The 12,472-nt window shown below is 42.4% G+C and carries 10 protein-coding genes; 7 read left to right on the top strand and 3 right to left on the bottom strand.

From position 1 onward, the window contains the following. Positions 1-497: 497 nt before the first annotated feature. Positions 498-1,658, top strand: coding sequence for an ATP-binding protein (locus B9T16_RS05945; protein WP_410244316.1), 1,161 nt, complete (start codon positions 498-500; stop codon positions 1,656-1,658). Next, positions 1,655-3,394, top strand: a complete 1,740-nt coding sequence (locus B9T16_RS05940; protein ID WP_006617611.1) for an EAL domain-containing response regulator — start codon at positions 1,655-1,657, stop codon at positions 3,392-3,394. Before B9T16_RS05945 ends, B9T16_RS05940 begins: the two co-directional genes overlap by 4 nt. Here B9T16_RS05940 and B9T16_RS05935 read toward each other — a convergent pair. Continuing rightward, on the bottom strand, positions 3,378-4,370 hold the full coding sequence (locus tag B9T16_RS05935) for a threo-3-hydroxy-L-aspartate ammonia-lyase (protein ID WP_006617612.1): 993 nt from the start codon (positions 4,368-4,370) through the stop codon (positions 3,378-3,380). The two genes, B9T16_RS05940 and B9T16_RS05935, sit on opposite strands and share 17 nt — an antisense overlap. Positions 4,371-4,372: 2 nt before the next feature. Next, positions 4,373-5,122, bottom strand: a complete 750-nt coding sequence (locus B9T16_RS05930) for an ABC transporter ATP-binding protein (RefSeq protein WP_410244303.1) — start codon at positions 5,120-5,122, stop codon at positions 4,373-4,375. 246 nt (positions 5,123-5,368) lie between these two features. Here B9T16_RS05930 and B9T16_RS05925 point away from each other — a divergent pair, with 246 nt between their 5' ends. Both B9T16_RS05925 and tsaE read left to right on the top strand, forming a co-directional pair. Continuing rightward, positions 5,369-5,842, top strand: coding sequence for a DUF1622 domain-containing protein (locus B9T16_RS05925; protein ID WP_410244302.1), 474 nt, complete (start codon positions 5,369-5,371; stop codon positions 5,840-5,842). 51 nt (positions 5,843-5,893) lie between these two features. Further along, on the top strand, positions 5,894-6,370 hold the full coding sequence (gene tsaE / locus B9T16_RS05920; protein ID WP_410244301.1) for a tRNA (adenosine(37)-N6)-threonylcarbamoyltransferase complex ATPase subunit type 1 TsaE: 477 nt from the start codon (positions 5,894-5,896) through the stop codon (positions 6,368-6,370). Here the strand turns inward: tsaE and B9T16_RS05915 are convergent. Next, positions 6,367-7,539 (bottom strand): FAD-dependent oxidoreductase, encoded by a 1,173-nt coding sequence (locus B9T16_RS05915; protein WP_410244300.1) that lies wholly within the window; start codon positions 7,537-7,539, stop codon positions 6,367-6,369. The two genes, tsaE and B9T16_RS05915, sit on opposite strands and share 4 nt — an antisense overlap. Before the next feature lie 592 nt (positions 7,540-8,131). On the opposite strand from B9T16_RS05915, the gene B9T16_RS05910 reads away from it, so the two are divergent. The 3 genes from B9T16_RS05910 to B9T16_RS05900 all read left to right on the top strand — a co-directional run. Beyond that, positions 8,132-8,335: a zinc ribbon domain-containing protein gene (locus tag B9T16_RS05910; protein WP_410244299.1), complete on the top strand. Its 204-nt coding sequence runs from the start codon at positions 8,132-8,134 to the stop codon at positions 8,333-8,335. Positions 8,336-8,598: 263 nt separating this feature from the next. Beyond that, entirely contained in the window at positions 8,599-9,429 is an 831-nt protein-coding gene (locus B9T16_RS05905; protein ID WP_410244298.1) for a hypothetical protein, read from the top strand. Between the two features lie 156 nt (positions 9,430-9,585). Further along, a partial coding sequence (locus B9T16_RS05900; protein WP_410244297.1) for an ATP-binding protein occupies positions 9,586-12,472 on the top strand: 2,887 nt, incomplete at its 3' end.

Raw genomic sequence — 12,472 nt, 5'->3', positions numbered from 1 at the left:
GTACTTTTAAAAGTCTGTGTAGGTGATGTCATGATTACCCTACTTTTCCCCTTGCTCTTTTGAACGCAGCGTATCAACCTGTTTCGCTGCTAAATCATTACGATGGTTCAAGCCGGACATTCAGTTTCCCTAATCATGGATGGTTGGCAGTGGTCGCATTTGGTAGTAGGTTCTACTTCACGCCTTCCGTTCCCCGCTTCAATCCTGGGGTTATGATTCCCAAAACTGGGGGTGGCTATCGCCGTTACTCTCAACKTMCTKMTKTAGGAATCRTTAAKATTTCCRRTATTTCGTTTTTACCTTGAGTTCCCTGCCTTGTTTTGTATATTTCTATACCCAACTTTGGGACATATAAACAGTTGTAGGATGGTCAGGGTATGAGKTCCTTATATTTCACCAAGGGGTGAAAGTCCCACTAGGAAGTTATTTCAGGCATTTCAGCCTTATTTGATTCCTAAACGTCTCGCACCTTAGCACTCTTTAGATTAGAAAAAGCTATCCTAGATACTTCACCTATTATTGTTGGACCGGAAACTAAAATAATGGATGCGATCGCTCTAATGAAGGAGTTGGACGCACAGGTGGTTTTAGTTGTCAATGACAGTACCCCCATTGGTTCATTCAGCGCCAAGGAGGTAGTCGATGTCGTGTCGAAAAAAATAGATCTAAATGAGACTAAAGTGGCAGAAGTAATGAAGGAATTACCACTGGTCTTCAAAAAGTCACATTTGCCGAATATCTCTAGCCTAATTTCATTCTTTAACAATGCTAAAACTGATTTTTGTGTCGTAGTTAATGACGAAAATCATTTATTGGGATTAATTTCGAGTTACCGACTTTTACAAATTCTGAACAATCCCATATTATATCAATCAGTTTCTCAACTCCAAGAACAGATTGATAGTCTGAGAAGTGAAAATCATGATTTGCGGGATTATAGCCAAAAACAAATCGACCAAATTCAGGCAGAATTTCAAGACCTTAAAACTAGTTTAATTACGACAATTTCCCATGAATTGAGGACTCCCTTAACTACGATTTCTTTTTCGGCTGGATTATTAGAAAGTTATAGTCAGAGAATTTCCGATGACAAAAAACGCACCCATTTTCAGAGAATCAGGGTAGGAATCCAGCAAATGACAGAACTTTTAAATGATATTCTAATCATTGAAAAAGCGGAATCTGGCAAGTTAATCCCCCATCCCGTGCTGGTGAATCTGAAAGAGTTTTGCGCTAACTTAATTGCGGAAATTCAACTAACCACGGATAAACACAATTTAATTTTTACCTGTCCTAGCAGTTTCCCGGATACCAGACTTGATGAGTATTTAATCTCACAAATACTAACTAACCTGATTTCTAACGCGATTAAGTATTCCCAGGCGGGGGGGGATATTAAAATAGACTTGACTTGTGAGGATGATCGGGTTATATTGGCGATTAAGGACTCAGGTATTGGCATTCCTAAGTTGGATATAAAACGCCTATTTGAGCCGTTTCACCGTGGTAGCAATGTGGGGAATATATCAGGAACAGGACTGGGGTTGTCTTTGGTGAAAAAAGCGGTAGATTTACAGCTTGGTGAAATTCGGGTGGAAAGTGAAGAAGGAATAGGAACAACTTGTACAGTTATCTTGCCATCTAAATTAGAGGAATGAAAAAAATTCTGATTATTGAAGATGAAAGATTGGTCAGAGAGAACTTGGTGGAACTGCTAACATTTGAGAATTTCCAAGTGTTGGAAGCTACCGATGGTCTGCGGGGTGTTAAACTGGCTGAACAGGAGCATCCTGATCTGATTTTGTGTGATGTAATGATGCCGATACTTGATGGTTATGGAGTTTTGGCACAGCTTCGACAGAACCCGAAAACGGCAATTATTCCGTTTATTTTTATGACGGCTTTAGCCGATCGCATGAATACCCGCAAGGCTATGGAGTTGGGTGCTGATGATTATATTACGAAACCTTGTTCAGCAGCGGAGCTAATGCGATCGATTACGGTGCGTTTAGAAAAACATTCCAATATGCAACAGTATTATCAAAATAATCAAAGTCCAATTGTATCTACAGAAGAACAGGTTAATCAACTGGTGGACTGGGACGGAATCACTAATTTACCGAATCGTTTGGCTTTGCGCGATCGCTTTGAAAAAATTGTAGAGAATTTACCAAGTTACGATTCGGGATTAATTCCAATTGTCTGTTTGAGTGTAGATAGATTTAATCGGATTAATGACACCCTCGGTTATGAGTCGGCGGAAGCACTACTGAAGCAGGTGGGAGAAAGGTTAGTTAAAGCTATGGATAATCAGGGTACTGTGGCTTCTTTAACCAGTGGAGAGTTTGCGATTATTGGTCAGTTGGCTGGCTCGGAAAATCAAGTAAATGAGCAAGCTAAATTACTCAGGGATGCTGTAGCTGAACCTTTATTAATTAATGGTCAGGAAATGGTGATTATGGCTAGTATGGGAATTGCTCTTTATCCTATTCACGGTCAGGACATTGATTGGCTTTTAAAAAATAGTCAAATTGCTTTAAATTCGAGTCGCAGTTATGGGGGAAACCGCTGTACTCTATATCGAGATAGTTTACAGGTACTGTCATCGGAGAGTCTAGCTTTAGAGGCGGATCTGCAAAAGGCGATCGCCAGGAATGAGTTACAACTGTATTATCAGCCAAAAGTCTGCTTAAAAACTGGTAAGATTGTGGGTGCTGAGGCTTTGCTGAGGTGGAATCGGTGCAATAATGGTTTGGTGTCACCTGGGTTATTTATTCCTTTGGCTGAAGAAACAGGTTTGATTGAAACTATTGGAGAATGGGTAGTTAAAACGGCTTGTCGTCAAATCAAAACTTGGACAAATTTAGGCCTGTTAATTCCGGTGGCGGTGAATGTTTCAGCCTATCAGTTTAATCAGGCTAATTTTTGTGAACATTTAATGGAAATTTTAAATGATCAAGGGGTGGATCCGGCTTATTTAGAACTAGAGTTAACGGAAAGCATCTTGGTTAAAAATGAGGAGTTATCTATCCGCAAGTTAAAGGAATTAAAGTCTCTGGGTGTCAAGGTCTCCATTGATGATTTTGGGACGGGTTACTCGTCTCTTAACTATTTAAATAAGTTTCCGTTTGATACTTTAAAACTAGACAGGTGCTTTGTGAAAGATGTTCATCAAAATCCGAAAACTCAAGCTATTGTTAAGGCGGTGACTATGATGACCAAACAACTTAACTTAAAAGTGGTGGCGGAAGGGGTAGAAACCGCAGAAGAACTGGCGTTTATTTATGACAATTTATGTCATGAAATTCAGGGTTATATTTTCAGTCCCCCCCTGACGGATGCTCAGTTTGAAGGCTTATTAAAAAGCGACCCTGAACTTAACTTACCCAATTAATTGGTGGCTGATTTTGAAAGAAAGCGATCGCCTCTTTTAAATCCACATTACCGCCACTAATAATCACCCCTACACGACGATTAGCAGCGGGGACAATTCCCGATAATAAAGCGGCTGTGGCTAATGCTCCGGTGGGTTCTACCACCAATTTTAACCTTTCCCATAAAAACCACATCGCCTGAATAATTTGAGTTTCGGAAACGGTTACCATATCATCAACTTTAGCTAGGATAATCGGAAAGGTGAGACTTCCTAAATAAGGTGTTCTCGCGCCATCAGCAATAGTTTGGGGGTTGTGAATAGTATGGAGAGTTTTAGTCTTAAATGACCGGGTAGCATCGTCTGCTAAAGCGGGTTCAACCCCAATAATTTGACAAGCGGGAGAAAGTTGGCGCGTGGCGATCGCACAACCAGAAAGCAAGCCACCGCCGCCACAACAAACTAACAATAAATCCAACTCTCCTACATCCTCAATTAATTCTAATGCTGTAGTTCCCTGTCCGGCGATAATATCGGGATGATTATAGGGGGGAATAATGGTAGCATTTCTTTCCCCTGCTAGTTGTTGACAATATTTTTCTCGCACTACTTCTGAGGGATTATACAGGACAATTTCCGCGCCATAATTAGCTGTAGCCGATCGCTTGACAGCGGGGGCATTGTCTGGCATAATGATAGTGGTGTTGATTCCTAAAATTGACCCAGCTTGTGCGATCGCTTGGGCATGATTGCCGGAGGAATAGGTAAACACGCCGCCCTGTTGTGATTTAGGATCTAGCAAAGATAGGGCATTGAAAGCACCACGGAACTTAAATGATCCAGTACGTTGGAAATTCTCGCACTTAAAAAAAACCGTCCCCCCGGTTAGTCGGTTCACAGTGGTAGATGTAACCACTGGGGTAGGCTTTAGGTAGCCCTTGAGACGTGCGGAGGCGGTAGCAACTGCATCAAAGTTAACTGGTAACTGGCTATCCATGGTTAGTGCTGAATTTGACCGTCTTCGAGATGTAGAATGCGATCGGCGACATCAATAATGCGGGGGTCGTGAGTGACCATTAACACTGTCGCGCCGTCTTCTTTGGCCAACTTCCGTAATACATCAATAACGGCGTGACCGCTGGTGGAGTCTAGGGCTGCTGTAGGTTCATCAGCCATAATTAGTTTAGGATTTCCCGCCAAGGCGCGGGCGATCGCTACCCGCTGTTTTTGCCCCCCAGAAAGGTCGCGGGGTCGCAAATGCTTCTGGGCAGCCAAACCCACTTGATCGAGCCGTATTTCGGCTTCATGGCGGGCTCTACGTCCACGAATGCCTTTGATATTTAGGGCAACTTCCACATTTTCCGCCGCCGTGAGTGCTGGAAACAAGTTAAACCCCTGAAAAATAAAGCCAATATTCCTTAGCCGAAACTGTGCTAATTGCTGGCGGGACATTTGGGTGATATTTTGGTCTAATAACATGACTCGCCCGGCTGTGGGGGTGAGAAGTCCGGCCAAAATTGAGAGTAAGGTGGTTTTACCAGAGCCACTTGGTCCCATCAAAAGTTGTATGTCCCCAGAGCGAACTTGCAGATCAATACCTTTGAGGACTTGAAAATTTTGCCGTCCAGATTGATAAATCATTTGAATACCACAGGCCCAAATCGCGATCGCTTTGGGATAATGGTTGCGTTCAGCCATGAGGCTTTTGCTTTTGGCTAAGTTAGTCCAATTTAAGTTAGAAGTGATCATTGATGACCCTCGTTCTGAGATTAGCGACAGCTTACTGGCACGGTCTTTAAAACTTTACTGGTAGTTGTGACATGATCGGAAAAAAATCTGGTTTCAATTTAATTATGACCTATTGGATAGTGGTAGTTTTGTATAAATATGACATTTAGGGAACTGTCACTGTCGGGTTAAATGTTTCCCCAGGGGTCAGGGTGGAGTCCAATTAACTTGATTCGGGCAATTCTATATATAATAGCCTGAAACCCGGTGGGTCTGTCTAGTGGTAGCCTTGACCAAATCTGGATCGCTGGTTCTGATCTGGCTGTTGCTGCTAACATAGCTGGGGTAACTTTACCCTGGCATGACAAGTTTATGGAATGGTTATATACGGCTGAGAATGGACTCAAACTGCTAGTTGATTTGGCGAAGTTTGTATTAGAGACCATTTCGGTTTTTTGTGTGTTGTTTGGTGTAGTGAAAACCGGACAACTGGCGATTAAATTTTCTCAATTTCAATATGATGAGTTTCTGTTTATCGAGTTACGGATTAGGTTTGGGGTGTGGTTGGCATTAGCCTTAGAATTTCAACTGGGGGCTGATATTCTGGCTACCACTGTCGCCCCGACGGAGGAAACTCTAATTAGATTGGGGGTAATTGCTTTGATTCGGACGTTTTTAAACTATTTCCTGAATAAGGAACTTGAGAAGGAGTTTGATTTAAAAAAAAATCATGTAGAATAAAGGGGGTTTGAGTGATTAATAAATTTGTGAAATTGAGGAAGGATTGAACAGATGAATGAGGCGGTGATATTGTCTCTGGTTGATGCGATCGCCACCCAAGCTGTGGGGGTGAAATTGGGGCGATCGCTTGGTGCTAATAGTTTAATTCTACTAGAGGGTAATCTAGGGACGGGTAAGACTACTTTAGTGCAAGGTATCGCTAAGGGTTTGGGTATTTCGGAATCAGTGGATAGTCCGACTTTTACTTTGATTAATGAGTATACAAGCGGACGGATTCCTCTGTATCATTTGGATTTATATCGCCTGAATGAGTCGGAAATTGAGGGGTTGAATATTTCCTTGTATTGGGAGGGGGTGGAGGTGGAACCGGGTATTGTGGCGGTGGAGTGGTCGGAACGTTTAGCCTATCGTCCGGCTGATTATTTGCAGATTATTTTGAGTCATACTCCCCAAGGCGATCGCCAAATTAAATTAATTCCTATGGGGGAGTTTGTGATAGAATTGGGTGGGTTAATTGACCCGGTTTAACCAAGCTGAGTAAAGTTGTTCATAAATTGGCGATCAATATGGTCTTTCCATTGCCAAATTAGGGGATGGGGACCTAGACGAAAACAGCCACGTGAGGCGATCGCCTGTTGGTCCCCTGTACTAATTAGGATTAAAAATTCTTTCTGGGGTCGATAGGGTTTTAGGGTTTGTTGGTTGGCTTTGCGTCCCAGGTTTTCGGCGAGGGGTTTTCCTTGACGGACTGCGAAAACTCCGGCTTTGGGTCGGGGATGGTTTAACATGGTGGCGATATCTCCAGCGGCGAAAATATCAGGGTGAGAGATAGACTGAAGGTAATCGTTAACGAGGATAAATCCTTGATCGTCGGTGGCTAGTCCTGCGTCTTTTAACCAGGTGGCGGCGCGGGCTTGTGTCACCCAAAACAAGCGATCGCACTTTACCGTTAATCCTGATTCACAATGGATGCTATGGGGGGATTTTCCCTCGATTTCGGTGACGGTTTCCCCTAGGTGTAGGTTGATACCTCGACTGCTGATCAGTTTTTGCAAACGCTGACTAACTCCTGGGTGGCGTTGGGGAATTAGGCGATCGCTTTTTTGAAATAGATGTAACTCTAGGTGATTTTCTGGTAGTTGGCTGTGGAGACCATAAATCTGTTGGAGACGGGAAAATATGGCTAGGGTTAATTCCACTCCCCCAGCGCCACCGCCAACCACTGCTAATCGCATTTTCTCCCTCGGGTTTTCCCTCACCGTTTCGACAATTTTATCCCAGTGGTTGAGAAATTTAGCAATGGGTTTCACCGGAATGGCCTGTTGTTGGACACCGGGAACCGTCATAGTGCCGGGGGTACTACCTATGTCTATAGATAGAATATCGAAGGGGACGGGGGGACGGTTGGCGCACAGGACTTGATTGGTTTGTAGGTCTAAACCCATGGCGCGATCTATCAATAGTCTGGCTTTCGCCAAATTGGCTAAGGCTTGCACATCTATATGGCAATCGTTAAACTTATATAGTCCGGCTATATATCCCGGTAGCATCCCCGAATAGGGAGTATGGTACACATCGGAAATTAGGGTCAGGCGTAGTCTGGGAATGGGATTAATGGCCAATTGTTTGAGGACGATCGCATGGCTGTGACCCCCTCCAATTAGTACCAGGTCTTTAACAGGGGTAACAGAAAACATGACTTAACTAGGGGAAACTCCGTTGATTTTCGTCTTTTATTGAAATTAATCGCCAGCAAACCTAGGTTAAATATCAGCTAGTTGGCGGATGAAATCGGTGAGACTGAGAGCCAATTAATTTTACCATAAACTGATGGCAAATTTTACTACATCTTTCTACGGATGGCGATCGCTATGTGGTTGGGGGAATCTTGACTAGGTAGACAGTTAAGCACTGATTTTCTGCTGCAACCACCCCAGCCATAGACCCTAAGAGTCCATAGGGGATCAGGGATTTTAAGCTGTTGATGGGGTAGATTTAGTTTTTCCTTAACTCATCTGCCGGGAATTTGTGTATAATACTATTACAGTCAGCCGTCACGAATGTGGGCGAAATTTTAGGGAATAGGGAAATTTATATATTGGTGTAATTGAATACAAATCTTGTTGGCATATTTTGAGATCAATTAGCAACTGTGAGCAGTGATATGGCGCATCCGAAAATGTGGATAATACTTCACAACTTATTCACAAAGGCTGCTTAGACTAAGTAAAGTGAGCTAAAGAAATCCGTGTTAAGCCTCAACCTTTGATAAACTTGGAGTTTAAAATTATGAGTACCTGTCCTTGCTGCGGTTCATCTATGTTAAGGCATATCAACCATAATGGAATTTATTGGTACTGCCAACACTGTCACGAAGCAATGCCTAACCTGTCTTTTCTAGTCAGCCTTCAACGGTCTGCAAGTCGGATATCTAACCCCCTTGTGGCTCTTAGTTTTGAGGAAACTAGCCTAGAAATGCCTGTCCTGGCTTAGTTTTTCAAACTCAAAGGCAGTAGTATCGCTAATTTATATATACGATACCTTTTGGCTAAATCCGGGTCCTATCCACAAAAGGCTGCAATATACCCTCGCAGGGTCATTACCATCTCACTCCATTAGCAAAACCATCAACTCCAACTAATCACGAGGGTATTGGGGATCTACAATTTTCGGTGGTGCGGAAAATTGATAAGTGGCGATCGCTAAGGTAAATTGAGCGATAGCTACTATGCAGCAGCCTTGATGGAAACTCCAATATGTCTACGGAACGATCGCAGCCTTCTCAACCCAAGGGACCTCAACGCTATTCACCACCGCCAAGGTCTCAACGTCACCCTTGGCGGGATTTGGCGATCGCATTATTACGGAAAATCATTAAAATTTCAGAAGCCACCATTGACCAATTGGAAGCCGCTCCTCAAGGTCCCCGTCGCCGCCGTGGTTCCGTTTGGTGGTGGGGTGCAATTTTATTAGTAATATTTGGTATAGGACTACTGCTGTTCTCTAAGTCTGGACCGGAAACAGCTACCAATTATCAGAGAGTTGAGGATATCCCACCAGTGACCACAACGGAGACACCACCGGCTCCGGTCACTGCGGAAACTATTTCCGAACCCGAAACCGAACCCGAAACCCCAGAAGTTCCTGAAGCCGAACCCCTTAACCCGGAAACCGAAATAGATCCGGGTCGTTTACCTCCAGAACTAATTACCCCCAAGGCGGCGGAACCTGTGGGTTTGATGGCATCTACTTTGACTGTGGAACCTTCTTTAACTAACTCAATTCGCGATCGCCTTGCTAAACTAAGTAAGGCCTATGGCGAGGATTTGATTGGGTCAGTTAAAGCGAATTTTGCCGGGAGTTTATTAGAAGTTGAAGTGAGCGATCGATGGTTTCAGCTAGAATCTAAGTATCAAAGTCGTTTGGCTAATAAATTATTTAACCAAGTGCGATCGCTTGATTTTACTCGTCTGGAAATCCGAGATAGTCATGGTCAGCTTGTAGCTCGTAATGCCGTGATTGGATCTGATATGATTATATTCAATCCCTGGAAAGCTGGTGTTTTGGAACTTTCCGACCCTCAATAACCGGGGAAAAAATCATGCCAATGTATCTTGTAGCTATAGTTTGGGGTTCATCTCATTATGATCGAGGGTGGCGACCTCAAAACGAACTTGGATGATTAGTAATCAATCAGATTTGATCTAACATCCTGTGATTTCATCCCTTTGTAATCTGAACCTATGTTAATCAAATTCTTGCAGCAGAGAACCTCTAACCTATTTGAGCAAGTCCCTCTCAAACAGATAATTATTGTCCCTTTTGTGCTTCAGCTATTCGCTACAGTAGGAGTCACCGGATATCTATCTTGGCGCAACGGTCAGCAGGCGGTTATGGATCTAGCTAACCAACTTAGTTATCAAGCAACTGCTCGCGTCAAGGGTAATCTGACCCAATTGTTACAACGTCCCCATCTTCTGTCTCAAATTCTGATTAAAGATACTATTCAAGGAGATATTAGCTTTGCTGATATCGAGGGTTCCGAAAAGGTCTTATGGAGAATTATACAACTTTTTGATAATGTCTATGCCGTCTATATTGGCAATGAACAAGGCCAATTTATTTATGTTAGTCGTGAATCTGACGGTTCTTTTCGAGCCAGAAGTGTCGAAGAATCACCGAATCGCTTATATTATCTGATCACACCTGAAGGCGATCGGGGTGATTTATATAACCAAAATATCTATGACCCGAGAAGGCGACCTTGGTACACTAAAACTCTCGCCTTAAATGCACCAAATTGGAGTCCCATTTATACCTTTACCAATGGTCAATTAGGGATTACCGCATCCCATCCCCTTCAGGACAGTCAAGGTCAATTTATCGGGGTGATTGGGGTAGATTTTGTACTAACTTTAATTAATGATTTTTTAGCTAATTTGGAAGTGAGCCCCCATGGAGAAATTTTTATTGTTGAATCCTCCGGTTTATTAGTCGCTTCCTCCACCGAGCTACCTCCCTATAAAATCGATGATCAAAATGTAGCCGAACGCCTGCATATTTCCCAGGTTAATCACCCCATAATTAGCGGCACAGCAGAATATTTTAGCCAAAGATTTCAACATTTAAGCGAGATTAAGACCAAGCATCAAAGTAGCTTCTATATCAACGGAGAAAAGCAGTTTCTTGATGTGGTGCGTTATCAGGATAAATGGGGGTTAAATTGGCTGATTGTCGTAGTGATGCCAGAGTCGGATTTTTTGGGCATAATTAATGATAATGCTAGAATCACTTTTATGCTATCTCTTGTGGCTTTAGCTATTACTATTTTTATCGGTATGTTCATGGCTCGTCGCGTCACTAGACCCCTAGTTAACTTAAATAAAGCTGCCCGGAAATTTGCCCAAGGTGATTGGGAACATAGCGTCAATATTTCCCGTTGTCAAGAAGTCGGAGAACTGGCTCAATCTTTTAATCAAATGGCGGCGCAGATTCGGCAATCTTTTAGTGAATTAGAAGAACAGAATAACATCAGCAAAGCCTTAAATCGCCAGCTTTATGACCGAGAATATTGGCTTAAACAATTCCTGGAAGCCTTGCCAGTTGGGGTTTTAGTATATGATAAAAATGGCAATATATATTATGCCAATCAAAAGTTAAAAGATTTATTCAGGCATGAACATATACCAGAGGTATCCTTAGAAGATTTTGCCGGCATAAATAATTTATATTTAAATGGCACAGACCAGGTTTATCCTACCAAAGCATTACCATTAATTAGAGCATTAAAAGGCAAAAGTGTTCCCATTGAAAATATAGAAATTCGTCACCCAGATCAAACTATTTGCTGTTCCCTAATGGCTACACCAATTTTTGATAGTGATGAAGCTATTGTTTATGGAATTGCAGTTTTTGAAGATATTACTCAGCGCCGACAAGCCGAGATAGAACGTCAAAACTTTACCAAGCAATTAAAAGAGAAAAACGATGCTCTCAAGCGTATGGATGAACTCAAAGATGAGTTTCTCGCTAATACATCCCATGAACTGCGTACTCCCCTTAATGGTATGATTGGCTTGTCTGAATCAATGCTTGATGGTGTGGGGGGACCTTTAACAGAACTTCAGCGCCAAAACTTGTCTATGATTGCTAAAAGTGGACATCGTTTATCTACTCTAGTTAATGATATTCTTGACTTCTCTAAATTGCGCCATCAAACCTTAGAGCTAAAACTGCAACCTTTAGGTCTTCGCGAAATTGTGGAAGTGATTGTAGTGCTAAGTAAACCTCTAATTGGCAATAAAGATATTGAGTTAATTAATGAAATACCTGCTGATTTTCCGGCGGTTAATGCTGATGAAAATCGCCTGCAACAGATTCTGTATAATTTAATTGGTAATGCCATTAAGTTTACGGATTCGGGAACTGTGAAAATTACCGCCTCGGTGTTAGATACAGAGGTAAATCACTCCACTGCTGTGATTAATATTTATGATACTGGCATTGGTATTCCCCCAGACAAACATCATCGTATTTTTGAATCCTTTGAACAGGGTGATGGCTCAACGGCGCGACAATATGGCGGCACGGGTTTGGGTTTAGCTATTACTAAACAGTTGGTGGAATTACACCAGGGTAAAATATGGTTAGATTCAGTGGTGGACTCCGGTTCTACTTTTTCCTTTACCCTTCCTATAAGTGAGGAAATACCAGAAACTATTGTTAAGCCGGACTCACTACTGGTTAATGAGGCGGCGCTGGTGAATGCTGATGTATTGTGGGATGCTGCCATACCAGAAACTGAAAATCATCAATCTATGGCGGGGTCTAAGTTGTCTCCAGATAGCAATCAGTTTAAAATTCTGATTGTTGATGATGACCCCATTAATTTACAGGTTTTGGCGAATTATCTTTATTTGGAAAATTATGCTGTTACTCAGGCTACTAATGGTATGGAAGCACTGGAAATTTTAGAGTCTGGTTTTATTCCAGATCTGATTTTATTGGATGTGATGATGCCTCGGATGACTGGTTATGAAGTGACGGAAAAAATTAGGGAAGATTGGCCGCCGCATCAACTGCCAATTATGATGTTAACAGCGAAAAATCGGATTTCTGATTTAGTGGTGG

This window comes from Arthrospira sp. PCC 8006 (assembly GCF_046480465.1).
Classification (GTDB): domain Bacteria; phylum Cyanobacteriota; class Cyanobacteriia; order Cyanobacteriales; family Microcoleaceae; genus Limnospira; species Limnospira platensis.
Note: the sequence above shows the minus strand (reverse complement) of the source record. Positions and strands in the feature narration are given on the sequence as shown.

Excerpts from the sequence above, each read along its gene's own strand:
- B9T16_RS05940 (WP_006617611.1), top strand. The coding sequence starts at position 1,655 with ATGAAAAAAATTCTGATTATTGAAGATGAAAGATTGGTCAGAGAGAAC.
- B9T16_RS05935 (WP_006617612.1), bottom strand. The coding sequence starts at position 4,370 with ATGGATAGCCAGTTACCAGTTAACTTTGATGCAGTTGCTACCGCCTCC.
- B9T16_RS05930 (WP_410244303.1), bottom strand. The coding sequence starts at position 5,122 with ATGATCACTTCTAACTTAAATTGGACTAACTTAGCCAAAAGCAAAAGC.
- tsaE (WP_410244301.1), top strand. The coding sequence starts at position 5,894 with ATGAATGAGGCGGTGATATTGTCTCTGGTTGATGCGATCGCCACCCAA.
- B9T16_RS05915 (WP_410244300.1), bottom strand. The coding sequence starts at position 7,539 with ATGTTTTCTGTTACCCCTGTTAAAGACCTGGTACTAATTGGAGGGGGT.
- B9T16_RS05910 (WP_410244299.1), top strand. The coding sequence starts at position 8,132 with ATGAGTACCTGTCCTTGCTGCGGTTCATCTATGTTAAGGCATATCAAC.
- B9T16_RS05905 (WP_410244298.1), top strand. The coding sequence starts at position 8,599 with ATGTCTACGGAACGATCGCAGCCTTCTCAACCCAAGGGACCTCAACGC.